The sequence below is a fragment of the Pelosinus baikalensis genome (assembly GCF_020819555.1).
In the GTDB taxonomy this organism is placed as follows: Bacteria; Bacillota; Negativicutes; order DSM-13327; family DSM-13327; genus Pelosinus; species Pelosinus baikalensis.
Map to the genome: position 1 here is coordinate 94190 of NZ_JAJHJB010000007.1, position 20386 is coordinate 114575.

The 20386-nt window shown below is 38.3% G+C and carries 21 protein-coding genes; all 21 read left to right on the forward strand.

The features are described 5' to 3' along the window. Positions 1-60: 60 nt before the first annotated feature. The 21 genes from hisG (at position 61) to LMF89_RS07175 (ending at position 20339) form a co-directional block, all read left to right on the forward strand. Positions 61-726, forward strand: a complete 666-nt coding sequence (gene hisG / locus LMF89_RS07275; protein ID WP_229534516.1) for an ATP phosphoribosyltransferase — start codon at positions 61-63, stop codon at positions 724-726. Beyond that, positions 723-2072: a histidinol dehydrogenase gene (hisD, locus tag LMF89_RS07270; protein ID WP_229534515.1), complete on the forward strand. Its 1350-nt coding sequence runs from the start codon at positions 723-725 to the stop codon at positions 2070-2072. Before hisG ends, hisD begins: the two co-directional genes overlap by 4 nt. Continuing rightward, the gene (gene hisC, locus LMF89_RS07265) at positions 2062-3120 is read left to right on the forward strand and encodes a histidinol-phosphate transaminase (protein WP_229534514.1); all 1059 of its coding nucleotides are present in this window, start codon (positions 2062-2064) and stop codon (positions 3118-3120) included. The genes hisD and hisC overlap by 11 nt, the downstream gene beginning before the upstream one ends. Positions 3121-3158: 38 nt before the next feature. Beyond that, a complete protein-coding gene (gene hisB, locus LMF89_RS07260; protein WP_304622597.1) occupies positions 3159-3746 on the forward strand; it encodes an imidazoleglycerol-phosphate dehydratase HisB in 588 nt (195 codons plus the stop codon). Positions 3747-3757: 11 nt separating this feature from the next. After that, the gene (gene hisH / locus LMF89_RS07255) at positions 3758-4366 is read left to right on the forward strand and encodes an imidazole glycerol phosphate synthase subunit HisH (RefSeq protein ID WP_229534513.1); all 609 of its coding nucleotides are present in this window, start codon (positions 3758-3760) and stop codon (positions 4364-4366) included. Further along, positions 4363-5091 carry a 1-(5-phosphoribosyl)-5-[(5-phosphoribosylamino)methylideneamino]imidazole-4-carboxamide isomerase gene (gene hisA, locus LMF89_RS07250; RefSeq protein WP_229534512.1) on the forward strand — a complete coding sequence of 243 codons (729 nt, stop codon included), beginning with the start codon at positions 4363-4365 and terminating at the stop codon, positions 5089-5091. Before hisH ends, hisA begins: the two co-directional genes overlap by 4 nt. A 4-nt stretch (positions 5092-5095) precedes the next feature. Further along, on the forward strand, positions 5096-5854 hold the full coding sequence (hisF, locus tag LMF89_RS07245) for an imidazole glycerol phosphate synthase subunit HisF (RefSeq protein ID WP_229534511.1): 759 nt from the start codon (positions 5096-5098) through the stop codon (positions 5852-5854). Further along, positions 5851-6507 carry a bifunctional phosphoribosyl-AMP cyclohydrolase/phosphoribosyl-ATP diphosphatase HisIE gene (gene hisIE, locus LMF89_RS07240; protein ID WP_229534510.1) on the forward strand — a complete coding sequence of 219 codons (657 nt, stop codon included), beginning with the start codon at positions 5851-5853 and terminating at the stop codon, positions 6505-6507. Before hisF ends, hisIE begins: the two co-directional genes overlap by 4 nt. Positions 6508-6679: 172 nt before the next feature. Next, entirely contained in the window at positions 6680-7417 is a 738-nt protein-coding gene (locus LMF89_RS07235; protein ID WP_229534509.1) for a SagB/ThcOx family dehydrogenase, read from the forward strand. Positions 7418-7583: 166 nt separating this feature from the next. Continuing rightward, entirely contained in the window at positions 7584-9188 is a 1605-nt protein-coding gene (dcuS, locus tag LMF89_RS07230; RefSeq protein WP_007957650.1) for a DcuS/MalK family sensor histidine kinase, read from the forward strand. A gap of 182 nt (positions 9189-9370) precedes the next feature. Next, the gene (locus LMF89_RS07225; RefSeq protein WP_229534508.1) at positions 9371-10627 is read left to right on the forward strand and encodes an NAD(P)/FAD-dependent oxidoreductase; all 1257 of its coding nucleotides are present in this window, start codon (positions 9371-9373) and stop codon (positions 10625-10627) included. 356 nt (positions 10628-10983) lie between these two features. Continuing rightward, on the forward strand, positions 10984-11661 hold the full coding sequence (locus LMF89_RS07220; protein ID WP_007957645.1) for a response regulator: 678 nt from the start codon (positions 10984-10986) through the stop codon (positions 11659-11661). Between the two features lie 34 nt (positions 11662-11695). Continuing rightward, a complete protein-coding gene (locus LMF89_RS07215) occupies positions 11696-12919 on the forward strand; it encodes a divergent polysaccharide deacetylase family protein (RefSeq protein WP_229534507.1) in 1224 nt (407 codons plus the stop codon). Between the two features lie 602 nt (positions 12920-13521). Then, positions 13522-13752, forward strand: a complete 231-nt coding sequence (locus LMF89_RS07210; RefSeq protein WP_007931796.1) for a FeoA family protein — start codon at positions 13522-13524, stop codon at positions 13750-13752. Positions 13753-13772: 20 nt separating this feature from the next. Further along, the gene (locus LMF89_RS07205) at positions 13773-13985 is read left to right on the forward strand and encodes a FeoA family protein (protein ID WP_007957641.1); all 213 of its coding nucleotides are present in this window, start codon (positions 13773-13775) and stop codon (positions 13983-13985) included. 70 nt (positions 13986-14055) lie between these two features. Beyond that, on the forward strand, positions 14056-16440 hold the full coding sequence (gene feoB / locus LMF89_RS07200) for a ferrous iron transport protein B (RefSeq protein ID WP_229534506.1): 2385 nt from the start codon (positions 14056-14058) through the stop codon (positions 16438-16440). A gap of 108 nt (positions 16441-16548) precedes the next feature. After that, the gene (locus LMF89_RS07195) at positions 16549-16704 is read left to right on the forward strand and encodes a hypothetical protein (protein WP_229534505.1); all 156 of its coding nucleotides are present in this window, start codon (positions 16549-16551) and stop codon (positions 16702-16704) included. Positions 16705-16815: 111 nt separating this feature from the next. Next, entirely contained in the window at positions 16816-17106 is a 291-nt protein-coding gene (locus LMF89_RS07190) for a DUF2325 domain-containing protein (protein ID WP_007931788.1), read from the forward strand. A 33-nt stretch (positions 17107-17139) separates the two neighbouring features. Next, positions 17140-17757: a DUF3793 family protein gene (locus tag LMF89_RS07185; RefSeq protein WP_229534504.1), complete on the forward strand. Its 618-nt coding sequence runs from the start codon at positions 17140-17142 to the stop codon at positions 17755-17757. Between the two features lie 160 nt (positions 17758-17917). Next, positions 17918-18583, forward strand: coding sequence for a TVP38/TMEM64 family protein (locus tag LMF89_RS07180; protein ID WP_229534503.1), 666 nt, complete (start codon positions 17918-17920; stop codon positions 18581-18583). A 118-nt stretch (positions 18584-18701) separates the two neighbouring features. Then, entirely contained in the window at positions 18702-20339 is a 1638-nt protein-coding gene (locus tag LMF89_RS07175; RefSeq protein ID WP_007957632.1) for a putative manganese-dependent inorganic diphosphatase, read from the forward strand. The last annotated feature ends 47 nt before the right edge of the window (positions 20340-20386 follow it).

Genomic DNA, 20386 nt, shown 5'->3' on the forward strand with positions numbered 1-20386 from the left:
AATGATAATATAGCACTATGTTAATGCTTTAAATAACTAAAGTAGTTTAGGAGGATCTTCATGACATCAAGTGACATGGATTATCTTACGATCGCTTTGCCAAAGGGGAAACTATTTGCACCTTCGGCAGAAATGTTAGCAAAAGTAGGATGTACAGCAGAAGACCTGAGTGAAAACTCACGTAAATTAGTAATCACCAATGAAAAGGAAAAGTTGCATTTTATCATCACGAAAACAGCAGATTTGCCAACGTATATTGAATATGGTGCAGCCGATATTGGAATTATCGGCAAGGATGTATTATTGGAAGAAGAGAAAGATCTTTATGAATTATTAGATTTGAGATTTGGTTTGTGCCGAATGATGGTGGCGGTGCCAGAAGCTTTAAAACGAGAAAAATTAAGTGATTATGCACATATGCGAGTAGCTACTAAATATCCTCGTATAGCAGAAAGCTTTTTTCATAGTATGGGCATTCAGATGGAATTTATTAAATTGAATGGTTCTATCGAATTGGCACCTATGGTCGGTTTAGCAGAAATTATTGTAGATTTGGTAGAGACAGGACGTACATTAAAGGCGAATAATTTATTGGAAGTTGCGACCATTCAGCCTGTTACAGCTCGCTTTATCGCTAATCGGGTAAGTTTTAAACTGAAGTTTGACCGTATTAATAGAATTACTGAAGAGTTAAGAACCCTGCTGGAAGGTGTGGTGACCCCATGAAAATTGTATATGCAGAAGATAGTACGCTAGAGGAATTAAGCGAACTATTAATAAAGCCGCCTTTTGATCAGGTGATACTAGGAGAAGGCGCGAAGAGTCATATTAAGAAGGTATTCGGCAGTGAATTAACAGCTTCTCAGGTAGTGGATAAAATTATTCATGATGTACGCCTGCAAGGGGATGAAGCAGTACTTCAATATACCCAGGTAATTGATGGTGTAAATTTAAGTGAAGATACATTAGAAGTTACAGAATCGGAATTTCAAGAGGCTTTGGCAAAGGTCGATGAGCAGATATTGACTGCTATACGACAGGCCATTAGCAATGTTAAATCTTTCCATACAGAGCAGCTTCCTAAAACTTGGCTTACCTATCGAGAGCATGGAGCGATGCTGGGACAAAGTTGTATTCCTTTAGAAAGAGTGGGAATGTACGTGCCTGGGGGTACTGCTATTTATCCATCCTCTGTTATTATGAACGCAGTTTCTGCCGCTGTTGCTGGTGTAAAAGAAATTATTATGGTGGTGCCGCCTAGTAAGGATGGCAGCGTTAATCCCAGTATTTTAGCGGCAGCCCGGGAATCGGGTGTGACCAGAGTGTTTAAAGCAGGAGGAGCGCAGGCTATTGCTGCCCTAGCCTTTGGTACCAAGCTGATTCCTAAGGTTGATAAAATCACAGGACCTGGTAATATCTTTGTCACTTTAGCTAAAAAGGCGGTGTATGGACATTGTGATATTGATATGTTAGCGGGACCAAGTGAGATTTTAATTGTTGCGGATGAAACCGCAGACCCTTCGTATATTGCTGCAGATATGCTAAGTCAGGCTGAGCATGATGTATTAGCATCCAGCATTTTAATTACGGATAGCAGTAACCTTGTGAGTAAAGTGGAAATAGAACTTGAGCGCCAGTTGGCTAAGCTGCCTCGCAGGGAAATTGCTAAAGCATCGCTGCAGAAAAATGGATTGATGATTATAACGAAAAACAGTATGCAGGCGATCGAATTGGCCAATATATCAGCACCGGAACATTTAGAGATCATAACAGAGCAGCCTTTTGCCTTGCTGCCTTTTGTAAAAAATGCAGGCGCTGTATTTTTGGGACCTTATTCGCCAGAACCATTGGGGGATTACTTAGCAGGACCCAATCATGTATTGCCAACTGGGGGAACAGCTCGTTTTTATTCCGTGTTAAATGTAGAAACCTTTATGAAAAGAACCAGTTTTATTGCATATAGCCAAAAAGCGCTGCAGGCAGTAGCGAATCAAGTAATTACATTAGCAGAGGCAGAAGGATTACAGGCTCATGCCAATGCTATCAGAGTGAGGGAAAAGAATGATGTTTGATTATCGACCAGGATTAGAAAATATAAAATCCTACTCAGTAGAAGAAAAGGAATGGGATAGCAAGCTTGATGCTAATGAAAGTCCTAATAATTTGCCCCCTTTAGTGCATGAAAGAGTCATGAACCAGATCGAATATATGGCATTTAACCGTTACCCCGATATCGGAATGTTAGATTTACGAGCATTGATTGCAGAAGCTTTTGCGACCACGATTCAAAATATCGTAATTGGTAATGGATCAAGTGAGATCTTGTTGGCCCTATGTCAAACTTTTGGTGGACCAGGAAGGAGCATTATTTTTCCGACCCCCTCATTTTCCATGTATGGTATTTATGCTCAATTAACGGACAGCCAAGCGGTTCCAGTAAAATTAAATGAAGATTTTTCCCTATCACCAGAAAAAGTTGTGGAAGCGGCAGAGCAGTCCAAGGCTAAGTTGATTATTCTATGCAATCCCAATAACCCTACAGGTACAATTATTCCACAAGAAGATATCGAATATATTCTAAGCAAAGTACAATGTCCCGTCGTCGTTGATGAGGCCTATTATGAATTCTATGGTCAATCCGCTGTCAGTCTTATGAAAAAGTATGACCACTTAATTGTAGCAAGAACATTATCCAAAGCCTATGGCTTAGCAGCAATTCGTGTAGGATATATGTTGTCTAATACTGAAATTGTATCTATGGTAAATAAAGTTATGATGCCTTACCACATCAATACCTTGTCTTTGATTACTGCGCAAGTGGTATATCAAATGCGAGATGAGTTTATGCCAATCATTGGGCAGATTATTGGGGAGCGCAAGCGTTTAGCTGATTCGCTGGCTGCAATAGCAGGTATTACAGTCTATCCTTCAGAGACTAATTTTATTTTAATAAAAACAGAGAAAGCACAAAAGCTGAGTGCTTACTTATCTGAGAAAAATATTGGCATAAGAGATTTTAGTACAGCACCTCTTCTTACCAATTGCATTAGAATTACACTTGGAACGCCTTTAGAGAATGATAATGTATACAAGGCTATTAAAACGTTTATGAATGAGTAATATAAGCTATTTATAAATAATAGGAAAGAAGGTTCCAAATGATGCGTACTGCGACAATGAAGCGGCAAACCGCTGAAACAAATATCTCAACCACATTAAATATTGATGGAACTGGTAAAAGTGAAATAGCAACAGGGATTGGTTTTTTTGACCATATGTTACTGCTGCTAACCAAACATGGCTTTATGGATTTGCAGCTCATTGCGCAAGGAGATTTGCAGGTAGATGGACATCATACTGTAGAAGATACAGGTATTGTCTTAGGTCAGGCTTTGGCAAAAGCATTAGGTGATAAAAGTGGTATCAAACGATATGGTACTGCTTTTGTACCAATGGACGAAGCCTTAGCAATGGTGTCCTTAGATATTAGCGGTCGTCCCTTCCTCGTTTTTGATGTAGCGATACCGTCGGAAAGAATCGGTGATTTTGACAGTGAACTGACAGAAGAATTTTTACGGGCCTTATCTGTACATGCAGGGTTAACTTTACATGTGCGCCTATTATCCGGTAAAAATTCTCACCATATTGTAGAAGCGATATTTAAGGCGTTAGGCAGGGCTCTTGATGAAGCTGCATCTATCGATGAGAGAATTGTTGGAGTGATGTCGAGTAAAGGGATGCTATAGGAGGGGTGACTATGATTGCTATTATTGATTATGGCATGGGTAATTTATATAGTGTGGAAAAGGCTTTTGTTAAGTTAGGGGCAGAGGTTGTAGTTACCAGTGAGCCTAAGATCGTCGCAGCAGCTGATAAAGTAGTACTGCCAGGCGTCGGTGCCTTTGGTGATTGTATGGAGAATCTTAAAGCCTATCACATGATTGATGCCATCCATGAGGTAGTTGCGAAAGGAACACCTTTTCTTTCCATTTGTCTGGGCTTGCAAGTTTTGTTTGAAGGCAGTGAAGAAGATCCGGAAACGAAAGGGCTGGGACTTTTTCCTGGTATGGTACGTAAAATACAGGCTCCTGCTTTAAAAATTCCTCATATGGGGTGGAATAGCCTATCTTTTGCTGCGAAGAGTCCTTTGTTTGAGAATATACCTCAGGAATCCTATGTCTATTTTGTTCACAGTTTCCATGCTGTGCCTGAAGATGCTAGTTTGATTACGGCAGTGGCAGATTATGGCGGCGCTCTAACGGCCGCTGTTGGTCGGGGAAATATACAGGCTGTGCAATTCCATCCTGAAAAATCAGGTAGTATTGGTTTAGCGATGCTGGCTAACTTTAAGGAGTTGAAATCATGATTCTTTTTCCAGCAATTGATATTCGGAATGGAAAATGTGTTCGGTTGACAGAAGGACGTTTCGACAAAGAAACTATATTCGCTGATAATCCTTTGGATATGGCAATTCGTTGGGTAAATGAAGGTGCTGAATATCTACATTTGGTTGATTTGGATGGTGCCTTAGCAGGTAAGCCTGTAAATTTAAGTGTGATTGCTGACATAACAAAAAATGTAAGGATTCCTGTGCAATTAGGTGGTGGTATACGGAATTTAGACACGATTGCACAATTTTTGGAAGTTGGGGTAGCGCGAGTTATTTTAGGGTCAGTTGCTGTTAAGCAACCAGAATTAGTCGCAGCAGCATGTGAGAAATATGGTGATCGTATCGTGGTGGGAATTGACGCTCGCGACGGTGTCGTTGCTGTAGATGGTTGGGGAATTGCAGGTGGTATTGGGGCGGAAGAATTGGCTGAGAAAATGGCCGGGGTTGGTGTAGCACGAATTATTTATACGGATATTTCTCGTGATGGTACCTTGTCAGGGGTGAATATTTCTGCTACGGCAGCCGTGGCTAAAGCCTCTGGGATTCCAGTCATTGCTTCAGGAGGAGTTCGTGATTTATCTGATATTGAGGCTATAAAAAAGGCAACGAGTGATGGTATTGAAGGCGTGATTGTCGGCAAGGCCATTTATACAGGTAGTCTGAACCTTGCTGATGCCTTATGTCTGTTGCGGGGAGAGTGAAATCATGTATACAAAAAGGATTATTCCCTGTCTGGATGTGAAGGATGGGAGAGTCGTTAAGGGTACTAATTTTGTAGGACTTAGAGATGCTGGTAACCCGGTGGAATTGGCATCTATCTACGATAAAGAACTTGCAGATGAGTTAATATTTTTAGATATTACAGCTTCTTGTGAACAGAGAGATACCATGGTACAGATGGTAGAGCAAACTGCATCTCAGGTATTTATTCCTTTTACTGTAGGAGGCGGAATTCGAACAGTTGAAGACATTCGCAAAATGTTAAAAGCCGGTGCAGATAAGGTATCCCTCAATACAGCAGCCATCAAAAGCCCGGAGTTAATTGCCGAAGGAGCAAAGCGCTTTGGTCGTCAGTGTATTGTTTTGGCTGTTGATGCCAGACAAAGAGGTGAAGAAGAGTGGGAAGTGTATATTAACGGAGGACGCACTCCCACGGGGCTGGACGTGTTAGATTGGGTGAAGCAGGCTACAGCGCTGGGAGCAGGAGAAATTCTCTTGACCAGTATGGATAAAGATGGAACGAAAGATGGTTATGATATTAAACTGACCAGGGCTGTTTCGGAAGCTGTAGGCGTACCTGTCATTGCATCCGGGGGCGCAGGGGAACTGGTGCACTTTTATGATGTGCTTACTGAAGGTAAGGCTGATGCCGTATTAGCAGCTTCTGTTTTTCACTTTGGACAATTTACTGTTGGTCAGGTAAAACAATATCTAAAATCAAAAGGTGTGGAGGTACGGCTATGATCAATATAGACGATATTAAATTTGATGATAATGGCTTAATTCCAGCAATTATCCAACAGGAACAAACCGGAATTGTTCTTATGCTAGCCTATATGAATAGGGAATCATTACGAAAGACTATAGAAACAGGAGTTACCTGGTTTTTCAGTCGTAGTCGCCAAAGTTTATGGCAAAAAGGCGAAACTTCTGGACATGTGCAAAAGGTGCAGCAGATATATTATGATTGCGATGGGGATACTCTTTTGATCAAAGTAGAGCAAGTCGGGGTTGCATGTCATGAAGGAACATTGTCTTGTTTCAGGCGTACACTAGACCAGCAGAAAGTGGAAGGCGAAACAGCGGTAACTATACCTTCTGTTTATGGACAATCGGTGTCCACTATCTTACAAGAACTGTATCATGTAGTGAATGACCGCAAGCGCAATCCTCAAGCTGGTTCTTATACCACCTATCTCTTTGATAAAGGTCAGGATAAAATACTTAAAAAAGTTGGGGAAGAGGCAGCCGAAACAATTATCGCCTCTAAGAATAATAGTAAAGAAGAATTACTATATGAAATGGCAGATCTTTGGTATCATTGTTTAGTGCTTTTAGCGTATCATAATGTAAGTATCAGTGAACTTTTGGAAGAGCTGCAAAAAAGAAGGAAATAGTAAAGCGGTTAGTTACCTGTGAAAAATAAGACTGTCAATCCTCAATGAGGCTGTTGGCAGTTTTATTTATTTTACTAAAATGGAAGTAGGGAGGATTTTTTAAAGAGGTGGTGAAAGAATAATGATAGTGTATTTAAAATAATCTATTCATATAAAAGTTAGAGGTGTGATCATGCTAAAATCCATTGGACATGAATTTATGGTGCAAACTCGCTATGAGAATATGGAACAGAAAGACCCTGAGAGTATAGTAGCTCAGCCATCTTTGGAAACGGCTTATGATGAAAAAAACAATATCATTGATTTGCCAATGCCAGAAGAAATTCCACCAATTACAATTGATTTTATGGCCCTGGTTGAACTTAGATCCAGTGTACGTGATTATCAGAATGTGCCAATCAGTTTACTGGAACTATCTTATTTATTATGGTGTACTCAGGGCGTTAAACAAATATTAGGAAATCAGGCTACTCTGCGAACTGTTCCATCAGCAGGTGCGCGGCATGCCTTTGAGACATACTTACTCATTCATAATGTTGAAGGAATCAAACCAGGTTTATATCGTTTTTTAGCCCTTGAGCATAAATTAATGGAAGTAAATTTGGCAGAACATATTTCCACGGAAATAACAAAGGCATGTTTGGGGCAGAAATTTATTGCTAAGAGTGCAGTAACCTTTCTTTGGGCGGCACAAGCCAGTCGTATGAAATGGCGCTATGGGGAAAGAGGATATCGTTACTTGCATCTGGATGCAGGACATGTTTGTCAGAATCTATATTTATCGGCACAAGTTGTTGGCTGCGGAGCATGTGCTGTTGCTGCTTTTGATGATGAGCATCTAAACGCTGTAATAGGACTTGATGGTGAGGAAGAATTTATTATATATGTAGCTGCTTTGGGTAAAAGATAGTCGGCAGAGCTTATTTGGGGCAAAATAAATAAGTAGCAAAAATGTCCAGTGAGAAACAATGTTTTCTCGCTGGATATTTTTTAAAATCACTTTGTTGTTCTTGTTTTTTGTACGTTAGATTTCTATAATAGAGATAACTTGTAGAGAAAAGTAAGGTGGTGTATTTTTGTTATTTAATAGAAGCTTAAAGCTGCAAACTAAGATTATGCTATTAACATTTGCGGTAGTAGCTGCAGCCTTGTTGATTACCAATATATTAATATCCCAGAATATTGAATTTGATGCACAAAAGGGGACTGCCAGGAAAGCTGCGAGTGTGGCTCATCTTATTGTGAAATCTCCTCTTGTAATTGAAGGGTTAGCACAAGATAAAAATATAGATGCTATGCAGACATATGCTAATGAGAGTGGAGTTGCAGCTGAGGTTGAATACATTGTGATTTTAGATATGCAGGGGATTCGCAAATCACATCCTAATTTTGAAAAGATTGGCCAACAATTTGTTGGTGGGGATGAAGAGGACGCGTTAGCAGGCAAAGAATATGTTTCAGTGGCTAAGGGAACGTTAGGAGATGCATTACGGGCATTTGTACCTGTTTTTACTCCAGAGGGAAAGCAGGTAGGGGTAGTAGTGGTTGGTGTCTTAATGGATAATATTAAAATACTGGAGAAAGAGACGCAAAAGGCATTATTTTTGGCAATTATAATTGGTATGATGATTGGTATTATCGGTGCTTATTTACTATCAAAAAATGTAAAAAATATTTTATTTGGTCTTGAGCCAGAGGCGATTGCTAATCGACTGGAGGAACGAAATGCTATGCTGCAGTCGGTATATGAGGGAATTCTTGCTGTCGACAGTCAAGGAGTAATTACCTTGGTAAACGCTGAAACCATTCGCATATTAGGCTTGACAGGCATAGATGATAGTCCGGTAGGTAAATCCATTACAAACTATGTACCAAATACGAATTTACTAGAAGTAATTGAATCTGGTGTGGCGCAAGTAGATCAAGAACAAGATTTCCATGGCTCGCCCGTTATTGCAAACTGCCTCCCTATGATTGTAAATGGAAAAGTGGTGGGGGCTATATCTACTTTTCGGGATAAGACAGAAGTGAAAGATCTTGCAGAGCAGCTTACAGGTGTTCAGGATTATGTAGATGCTCTTAGGGCGCGGGCCCACGAATTTATGAATCAGTTGCATGTTATATTGGGTTTAGTCAAATTGAAAAGTTACTCGCAATTAGCAAATTACATTAATAAAATTACTTCTGAGCATGAAGAGGAAATTAGTTTCGTAACCAAACGTATCAGGGAACCTCTTCTTGCAGGGTTTATTCTAAGTAAGTTAAGCTTATCAAGGGAAAACAATGTGATTATGCATTTAGCAGAAGAAACCTATGTTCCTAAGCCTTGGAATAATGAAGTTATTCATGAAATGGTAACGATTATTGGTAATTTAGTAGAGAATGCTTTTGACGCAGTAAACAACAGTCCTTATAAGGAGATAGAACTGCATATGTATTATGATAAAGGGATATTATCGATTCACGTAAGTGACACAGGTGAGGGAATTTTACCAGAAGTAAGCAGTACTTTATTTAAGAAAGGTATATCCAGCAAGGAGGGGAACCGAGGGTTTGGTCTTCATCTAGTGCAGTGCAGTTTAGAACGCCTTGGAGGGACTATTGATTTTGAAAGTAGACCAGGGGAAGGTACAATATTCATGGTAAATATTCCTTATGAAATAAAGAAGGAAAACGAATAGATTCTAAAAAATAAGTCGTTGTTATAGAAGACGATACTTATTTAAGTTAGTTATTATTTATTAAATATTTATAATGTACAATTATTTTTTTCATTACTTTACAATACAATTATTGATTTTGAGAAAAATTAATGTTTATATATATAAGTGCATACAAATTAAAATAGTGGGGGTGTATAAATATGCAAAATGAAGCGGTGGTAAAGAAGCCGCATGTTGTAATTATTGGTGCTGGTTTCGGAGGAATTCGCACAGCAAGGGCATTAGCAAAACAAGATGTTAAAATTACCCTTATTGATAAGTATAACTATCATTTATTTCAACCCTTATTATATCAAGTGGCAACGGCTGGCTTGTCGGTGGATGACATAGCCTATCCTGTCCGAGCCATCTTTAGAGAGCAAAAGAATGTGGACTTTCGCTTAGCGGAGGTATCGGATGTGGATTTTGATAATAAAGTCGTGAGCATGAATACAGGCAACATTGCTTATGATTATCTGATAGTCGCAGTAGGTGGAATGACAAACTATTTTGGAATGAAATCTATGGAGACCAATGGCTTTGGCATGAAAACCTTAGATGAATCGGTTACTATTCGTAATCATGTACTACGTATGTTTGAATTGGCTGCTCATGAAAAAGATGCTGATAAGCGTCGAGCCTTACTGACCTTTGTGATTGTAGGCGGCGGTCCTACAGGGGTAGAATCAGCTGGTGCTTTATCTGAACTTATTTATCATGTAATGATTCGAGAATATCATCATTTGAACTTTAAAGAAGTACGTATTATGTTGGTTGAAGCTTCTGACAAATTGTTAGCTACTATGCCAGAAGAGCTGCGGGAGGTTACTGTAGAAACCCTAATCCGCAAGCATGTAGAAGTGCGTATGTGTGTTCAGGTTACCGATTATGATGGAGAAAAAATGAGTCTAAAAGGTGGCGAAGTCATTCCAACCCATACTGTCGTTTGGGCAGCAGGAGTAAAAGCCAGTGCTTTGATGGATACGTTAGATGTTGAACAGGCCAGTATGCGGCGAGCTATTGTGAATGATTTCTTACAGCTGCCGAATCGCCCTGAAGTGTTTGTGATTGGTGATGCAGCTCATTATGTACAAGGGGAACGACCCTTGCCCATGATAGCGCCTGTGGCGATACAACAAGCTGATATTACAGCAAAAAATATACGAAACTTAATTCGTGGCAAAGAACTTAAGAAGTTCGTGTACAAAGATGTAGGAAATATGGCAACGATTGGTCGTAATGCAGCTGTGGTGCATATGGGTGCATTCAAAACCCATGGTTTTATTGCTTGGTCTATATGGTCTTTAGTGCATATTTTGCGTCTTATTGATTTCCGTAATCGGGCAGTTGTCTTTGTAAAATGGATGTGGGATTATCTCGTTTATGAAAGAGTAGTGCGTATCATCACTCGGCAATAACAAGCATTCAGAAAATTGCAAGTATACAAATAGAATAGAGTGTATTATAATTAATACACTGTAAGTTATAAGACTTGAACTTTTGCTTAGGGATTGAGGTAAGCATAGGACAAGTCTTTCTGTTTCGATAGAGACTAAATTCCTTTTTCGTAGCATCAGAATTTTATGAGTTTAGGGGAACGTTGAACACAGAGTTCGCAAAGGGCACAGAGATTTTTAACCCTATCTATCTTTTCTCAGTGTCCTCTGTGGTTCGGTTTACTTTATATGTTTTTAAAATTTGTGGTTATGATAGTTGCATTCATGAGAAAATATATGTACTGAGGTAAAAGTGAGCGTTGTAAAGGGGAATCAGAATGATAAAAGTTTTAATTGTAGAAGACGATCCTATGGTTGCGGAATTGAATCGGCGTTATGTTGAACGGGTAGAAGGCTTTTTGTTTTATGGTATCGTAAAAAATGGTGAGGAAGCCTTAGCGACTTTGCGGGCAAAGAATATTGACTTGGTGTTATTAGATATTTTTATGCCGAATATGAATGGATTAGAGCTATTATCTGCTATTCGTCAGCAAGAGTATAGTGTGGATGTTATTGTAGTCTCTGCCGCACGAGATAATCAAAGTATTCAAATGGCTCTTAGAAATGGGGCAGTTGATTATTTAATTAAACCTTTTGAATTTGAACGGATGCAAACGGCATTGATCAATTTTAAAAAACGTCTACAGTTAATACGAGAGGCTTCTAATTTGTCACAAAATCTTTTAGATCAGCAGATCTTTGCAAGACATTCTCAAATTGAAGGGGAGCTGCCTAAAGGATTAGATCGTAATACCATTAAGCGAGTGTGGGAACATATCCTAGAACAGAAAGATGAATTTACGGCTGAGGAAATGGCGAATTATGTAGGATTATCACCTGTTTCGATTCGAAAATATCTTAAGTATTTTCAAAGCGTGGATTTGTTACATGTGGAAATTAGCTATGGTGCTGTAGGAAGACCTGTATATCGATATCGCTGTAATCGTAACCGATAATTGAAAATGATGCATTTGAGAAGGGAGACTATATATGGCAAAAGTAAATTATAAAAGAAGTATTTGGCTAGTGATCGTTATCGCGTTAGTGATGACAACTTTATATATAAAGTTCTTCCAAGATTCCAATGAGCAGATTCCTCCCAAACACAATCTTGAAAAGACTGGTGCTGGAGCTGTAATCGATTTTACAGATGCGACTAAAAAAATACATATTGCTGTTGACTCGGTTTTAGCGAAGAATGGATTCTCCGTAGGAGAAACGAAGGAGATCACAAAAGAAGTTCCACGAAAAAATATTGAAGGAACCATTCGTTGGCATACAAGGCAATTGTTAATAACAGTCCCGGCAGAGGCATCAGCTGAATCGATAAAAGAGATTTTTAAATCCGCAGTACATAATGCGGATGGTCAAGTCTTTTCTTCTCAGCCGGATACTTACCAAGGAGTAGCTGTGGTTCGAATTGATATTGGCTTAAAAGATCAATTAGCAAAAGAAGATGTTACGATCATCAGTGATCGAGTATATCTGACCCAAGGGAAGCCAATTAGTCCAAAGACTGCAAATAAAATAGACACCAAATATGATGGAAGCATCAAAGGAAAAATAGCGATCATCATTGATGACTTTGGCTATAATAAAGAATCAATTGCTGCTTTTGCTGCGTTGAATCGTCCGATTACTTTTGCTGTAATACCCTATCGTCCATTTAGTAATGAGGCTGCAGCGATAGGCTTAAGTTCGGGGAACCAAGTTATTTTGCATTTGCCGATGGAACCATTATCACAAAGTGCACAATCGGAAGAGTTGATGGTTGCCGTCAATATGAGTGATGAAGAAATCCAAAACATGGTGAAACAAGCAATTCAATCGGTACCTGGAATCATTGGGGTTAATAATCACCAAGGATCGAGAGCTACAGCAGATCGACGGGTGATGAAGGATGTACTTGCCGTTTTGAAGGAAAATCATTTATTTTTTGTTGATAGTCGTACCAATAGTCAATCAATAGCAGCTGAGATCGCGAGGCAAATGGGAATAAAGACAGGAGAAAATGAATTATTTCTTGACAATACAGACGAGGTAGGTGCTGTTAAAGCCAAATTACGAACGGCTCAAGAGATGGCAATCAAACATGGTACAGTAACCGTTATCGGACATGCCCGGATGAATACTGCTATAGCAGTGAAGGAAATGATACCGGAATTTGAATCTCAAGGGATACATTTGGTTTTTGTTTCTCAATTTTTGCAATGAGGAAATTCATACGAACTTTATAAGATCTGTTATAAATACCCAAAAGAAAAAAGCTTGCTAATTTAGAATGACCATGTTATTATTTAGTCAAGCACCATCCTTACAAGTGACTTAGGTAATGCAAAGAGTATTGGAATCCAAATTCCCAGTCTTAGCAGTTAGTTAGTCGGTTTGAGGTAGAGTGTTTTTTGTTTTAAAATTTCTAAGTATGTAAGATAAGATTTGTAAGAGTTGATTTCTATATGGTAAGGTTAATAAATGAGTAGTTCGTCCTGAAAGGTTGATGTTGAGGTTTGTCTTTAAGTGAAATAGAATGTAAGGATGGTTGCTTTTTGAGAGAAGGTTAAAAACCTTCTCTCTTTATTTTTTTAGAGATATTTCTGGGTTGTGACAGAGTTAAATAAAAACGCTTATCAAAGAGGATTCTCGCTGGTAGGCGGTTTTCTTATAAAATCGGAAGAAGCTAATATTAGCCACAATTTTCATAAAATTATTGGCACAAATACAATATGAATGCTTGACAGTTATACCTGATTTCAGGTAATATATATGCAAGCACGATAATGATAATTGGTATCATTTCATGAAAGGGAGAGAACAATATGAGCAAGGTTCTGAGTGAGTTTTTGCCAGGAGAAAAGGGGACTGTAAAAAAAGTAACAGGCAATAGTATGATTAAAAGACGTATTATTGATATGGGTGTTGTAGCAGGTGCTGTAATCGAAGTGCAGAAATATGCACCTTTGGGAGATCCTATGGAAGTCAAAGTAAAAGGCTTTAATCTTTCTTTACGAAAGAAAGAAGCTGAAATGATAGAAATGGAAACGGCTTAAGTAAAGGGAGAGATTTCAACATGCCATTGGTATTTGCTAGAGTAGGTCAAAAATGTATAATTAGAAAATTTTCCTGTTCTTGTGACATACGTATGCGCATGGTGAACATGGGGCTTTTCCCCGGATGTCCCATAGAAATATTGAATTCGATGAATGGAACCCTGCTGCTGAAAGTAGGTAGTGCTAGGGTAATGTTAGAAAAATGTTTAGCTCATCAAATTCACGTGAGCTAATATATATCTTATAGGTGATAATGAGAATTAATTCCTAATAGTTTAGTGTTTGATTGAAAGGGGCATGAGGATGACAAGAAAAAAAATAACAGCTGCGTTAGTTGGCAATCCAAATTCAGGTAAAACGACGATTTTTAATAATGTGACTGGAGGACGCCAGCATGTAGGTAATTATCCTGGCGTTACGGTTGAGAAAAAAGAAGGCTATAAAAACTTAGGCGATAAAGAATTTGCAATTATAGATTTACCAGGAACTTATAGCTTAACTGCATATTCACAAGAAGAAGTTGTAACGCGTAATTTTATTGTAAATGATAAGCCCGATGTGGTAATTGATATTCTGGATGCATCAAATTTGGAAAGAAATTTGTATTTAACCATACAACTTTTAGAACTGGAGCATCCTTTATTATTAGCATTAAACATGGTGGATGTAGCTGAAGATTTAGGTGTAAAAATTAATGATTCTAAACTTTCCCAGTGTTTGAACGGTGCTCCCGTTGTACGTACGATAGGTGTACGTAATGAAGGAACCGATGCAATGCTGCTGGCTGCTGCAGAAGCCAGTGACAACAAACAAAGTAATGGTTTTAAGCTTGACTATGGAAGTGATGTTGAAGAGGCGATTAAAAAGTTAGAACCTTTATTGGTAGCCTTACATAATGAAATCAAATTTCCTGTACGTTGGTTAGCTTTAAAACTGTTAGAAAATGATGTGAATATAGAAAAATCTCTTGCTAAGTTATCGAGCTCTGATTCTGTTATCAATGAATGTGATAAAATCAGGATTGAATTAAGTCATAAAATAGGTGAAGATGTTGAATTGTTTGTTGCTGGTCAACGTTATCAATTTGTAGGAAAGGTATACCTACAGATTGCAGATGTCAGAGATGCACATGCGATAACAACTTCAGATAAAATCGACAAAGTTCTAACAAACCGATTGTTTGGATTGCCAATCTTTTTTGGTTTGATGTGGGTTGTTTTTAATTTAGTATTTACCATTGGTGATATTCCTTCCGGGTGGATTGAAGACGCATTTGGCAAGCTTGGCGAATTTATAGGAAGTGTTATGTCAGATGGTCCTTTAAAATCCTTGGTTGTTGATGGTATCATCGGAGGTGTAGGCGGAGTTCTTACTTTCATACCAGGCATTATACTACTGTTTTTAGCGATTTCCATATTGGAAGATACGGGATATATGGCTAGAGCAGCTTTCATTATGGATAGAATGATGCGCAAGTTCGGTTTACATGGTAAGTCCTTTATCCCTTTATTGCTAGGATTTGGTTGTAGTGTACCAGCAATTATGGGTTCTAGGATGTTAGAGAATCCTAGAGATCGAATGATTACCATATTGGTTTCCCCTCTTATGAGCTGCAGTGCAAAGTTACCGGTATATACCGTTTTAATAGCTGCTTTTTTTGATCCGAGTGTTGCTGGTAATGTATTATTTTCAATTTACATTTTAGGAATTGTACTGTTGATGATTATGGCGAGTATTTATCGTAAAACCTTATTCAAAGGCGAAAGTGAACCTTTCGTTATGGAATTACCTCCATACCGTGTACCTACGCTTAAAAGTATAATCCTTCATATGTGGGAACGTAGTTCTTTGTATTTGAAAAAAGCAGGAACGATAATTTTAGCAGCTTCTATATTAATGTGGTTCTTGACTAATTATCCTAGTGAGGTAGAATATAGTAAAGACTATGATGCTTTAACAGTACAAGCTGAAGAAACATATACTCGACAAGTTAGCGAAGATGTATTAGCACCACTAAATATTGAAGATATTGAACAAAATGAACAACTTACAGCTTTAGTTGGTGAAATTCAGGATGTTAATACGGAATTTGACGAAGCTACAGCAGAATTAGGAGAAGATAGTGCAGAGTATGCTGAGTTTGAAACTGCAAAAACAGAAAAAATGCAGCAAATTGAAACCGATAACCCAGAACTATATGCCAGTGCTGCAAAATATGTTGAGCTTACTGCTTCTTTGGAAGAAGAAAAGACTCATTTGGAAAATGAACAAACGGGTGAAAAGCTTGAAAAAAGTTATTCGGGGCAATTGGGTAAATTTGTTGAACCTGTCATACAGCCTCTTGGCTTTGACTGGCGAGTTGGTGTTAGTCTTGTTGCCGGTGTCACAGCTAAGGAAGTAGTGCTAAGTACGATGGGAACAATTTATAGCTTGGGAGAGACAGATGAAAATTCTAAATCTCTAAAACATGCACTAGCACAAGATCCTAATTTAAATCCGCTAGTCGCTTACAGTCTAATGGTATTTGTACTAATCTACTCTCCATGTTTAGCTGCTCTTGCAGTAATGAAGAGAGAAACCAATTCATGGAAATGGCCAGCATTTAGCTTGCTTTATGGGACAGCTTTGGCTTGGGTTGTGACATTTATCGTATACCAAGGTGGTAAATTATTAGGCTTTGGTAGTTAGTTTAACAATTAGTATTGGTTTGTTGGTTTGCACTGGTTCACTTAGTGCAAACCCAAACCTTATCAATATAATCTTAGTTTAAGTGATGCTAAAAAGGAGGAATTTGAGATGGAAAACCTGATACTATACAGCATTGGTGCAGTGGCATTAGGTTATTTTGCTCTAACAGTGTGGAAAAAAGTAACTGGAAAAGGAGGAGCATGTTGTAGTTCAGAGAGTTGTAATGACTGCGGATGTACAGATAAGAAAGATGATGATAAATAGGCTAAGTGGATGAAGATAGCTTTAGGCTAACTTTATTTTTTAAACAATTAATGAGAATGATAATCAATAACGGGTAGTCGATAATAAATAAAATGAAGAGGGGATATTAATATGTCTATTGTTGTAATTGGAGCCGATTATTTAGGAATTATTGAAAAGAATCTGTATTCGCTAGGGGTAACTAAATTGACGCATATTGATGGAAGGCGAGTCTCAAATCAAAATAAAATCAGCATCCCTAAGAAAACCCAGTTTGTATTAGTATTAACTGATTATGTGAATCATAATACTGCTAAAATGGTAAAAGCCGTCGCTAAAGCGCAGGATGTACCGTTGGTGTTTGCCAAACGTTCTTGGGGGTCTGTTGAAGAAAAGTTAGTTTCTGCAGGTGTAATGAATTAATCAGTATTATTATTTTTACAAGGTGGAATGGATATGTGTTGGAAAGAATTTTTGCAAGTTCAAGGTAGTAAGAATGATGCTGACTTTTTCTTTAAGTGGCTGGCTGTGGAATTAGCCCCGACAATTTATGGTGAAAAACCAGGTACATTGCTTAATCTAATGGATTCCTCCAAAATTTTTATGAAGACAATGTGGCTTCAATATGGTGAAGCGTTATTAGCAAATAGTAATGTGGAGTGGCTGGTACTTAAAAATGAGCCCCATAGCATGAAAATACTTTTTTATCGTGTTGATTTATTAAACAGTTATGTTAATGATGAAGAAAATCGACGCTTTTTAGAAGGATTCGGTTATCATACAAGCATGAGTTTAGAAGATCTTTTGCTATATTTTAAAGGGCGTTTTCAATCCATGTGCCCTCACGAAATGGGAATTCTATTGGGAATACCTTTAAAAGATGTTATGGGATTTATGGGCACGGGTAAAGAAGGTCATACCTGTCAGGGGATGTGGAAAGTATATGGTGATCCTGAAACCTCACTAAGTATCATGCAGCGGATGGAAGAGATGAAAAGTCAAGTTGCTGATTGGATGATGCAAGGTTACAAAGTGACTGATGTGTTGTGCGGTCCTTGTTCGCAAACTGCTTAAATCTCTTTCTCATTCCCCAGCTTAGTGAAAGATATATAATAAAAGGAGTTTTTGACATAAAAAATATTTTTATCTTTACATTATAGTAAGAATAAAGTTATAATCTGTAAGTCGATATTAGGGCTTTATTCTTACTATAAATTGAGGTTTGTATTTAATAATGATGATGCTATGTGAAAAGAAATCAGCGATAAAAGCTGGTTTTTTATTGGTTTTAGTCTTTTTAGGTTTATTATTTGTACATGTTGTAGGAGTCAGTCGCCTGACGCCTGAATCGATTCGTAATGTAGTAGTATCTTTTGGTTGGTGGGGACCTGTAATGTACGTTTTTATGTATAGTATCAGACCCTTGCTTTTATTTCCTGCCATTGTCCTCACGTTGGCTGGCGGCTTGGCTTTTGGCCCTTGGTGGGGTACTTTTTATGTTGTAGTTGGTGGAGTAATAGGTGCATGTTTGTGCTTTGTAATAGCTCGCTTATTAGGGCGTAAAAAAATGCAAAAATACCTAAGTAAATTTTCGCACTTACAGCTATTTGAGAGCAAGATGGCGGCTAATGGCTTTCGTACCATGCTATTTATGCGAATCGTACCTATTTTCCCTTATGATCCAGTCAGTTACTTAGCTGGATTATCTAAAATTCGCTTTCGTGACTATGTCTCGGCCACTACCCTTGGGATGATTCCTGGTGCCTTTGCCTATAATGTTTTAGGATATTCTCTTTTGGATATATTTTCTTCCACCTTTTTATTTGGAATTGCCTTGGTAGCTCTTGTTTTTTTTACTCCGCTGGCCTATCATTTACTTAATAAAAATAGAAGGGTTTGACTTTTGGGCAAGCCCTTCTATTTTTATTAATAACTTGCTATTCAATTATCAATAAATAAGGTAAAATATAAAGTGGAAAAATTGTAGCAGTATAAGAAATAGCACTGGAGGACTTATCATGACAGAACTTTCTAAACCGACTTATGTTGTCGGGCATCGCAATCCAGATACAGATTCCATATGCTCGGCAATTGGTTATGCTTATTTTCAGCAAGTTAGAGGGGTAAATGCTGTAGCGGCCAGAGTTGGAAAAATAAATAGCGAAACAAAGTTTGTTTTAGAAACGCTAGGGTTTACCCCGCCGGAACTGATTACGGATTTATATCCAAGAGTAAAGGATATTATGCAGTCAGAAGTAGTAACGGCGGGTCCTAAAGATACATTGCGGGACTTAGGACGCATTATGAGACAACATAAGGTGAAATCAGTGCCTGTTGTAGATGAAAAGCGTTTCATGACGGGCGTTGTAACCGTAGGTGATTTAGCGAATTTATATTTTGATGAATTGCAAATGCAGGATTTAAGCCAAGCAGGTGTAGATTTTGCTGGTGTGTTAAAGGCTTTAGAAGGTAAATTACTCTGTGGAGATAACTTAGAACGTAAAGTAGCAGGTAGAGTGCATATTGCAGCTGGAAGCCACAGTTTAATACAAAAATTTGTTAGTGCGAATGATATTGTATTGGTAGGGGACCGCAAGAATGCACAATTAACCTGTTTAGATTGTAGTATTTCCTGCCTGGTAGTTACAGGCAATGTTAAGGTGGATGAAGAAGTAATTCAAAAAGCAGCCGGATTAGGTATTTTGGTTATTGCATCGGCTCATGATACCTACACTTGTGCCCGTTTAATAAACCAAAGTATTCCGTTAGAAATGGTCATGCGCAAAGAAGTAATTACCTTTAAACCTACTGATTTAGTCACCGATATTAAAAAAATAGTTGCTGATACTAATTATCGAGTATATCCAGTTGTAGAAAATGGAAAATTAGTCGGAGCTATTCATCGTGATAAATTAATTGTGCAGGAGCGGACAAAAGTAATTCTTGTAGATCATAATGAAAGCGGGCAGGCCGTTGAAGGAATTGAAGAAGCCCAAATCATAGAGATCATTGACCATCACCGCTTAGGCGGCCTGCAAACGAGTGAACCGATCTTTATCCGACATGAGCCTGTTGGCTGCACGGCTACGATTGTTGCTAACATGTACTGGCATCGTAATATAACCATACCGCAAAATATTGCAGGTCTATTATTAGCGGCTATTTTATCTGATACGGTTCTATTTAAGTCACCAACCTGCACTGAGAAGGATCAAAGGACTGCTCGTCAATTAGCAGAACTTGCTCAATTAGATGTTTTTGAGTTTGGGATGAGTATATTAAAAGCAGGAGCTAGTATTAAGGGCATGTCAACGGCTGATATTATTGCCAATGACATTAAGGAATTTCAGATTGGCGATTATCGGATGACGATTGGACAAATATCTGTTATGGATGCTGATGAAGTTCTATCGATAAAAGAAGAATTGCAGCAGAGTATGGAAGCACTGCGTCAGAAGGAAAACTATGATATGGTTTTATTAATGGTTACAGATATTTTGAATGAAGGCACTCATTTAGTATACATTGGGCAGCCTGTTAGTTTGTTAAAGCAAGCCTTTGGCAGCGAGGGTAAGGATCGAGTTTTGTATCTCCCGGGTGTTATGTCGCGAAAGAAGCAGATTATTCCACCCATGTCAGAAGCCGCAAGAATATAGCTCAACGGTTTGGCTATAAATAGATTATAGAAGAGCTTAATATGCTC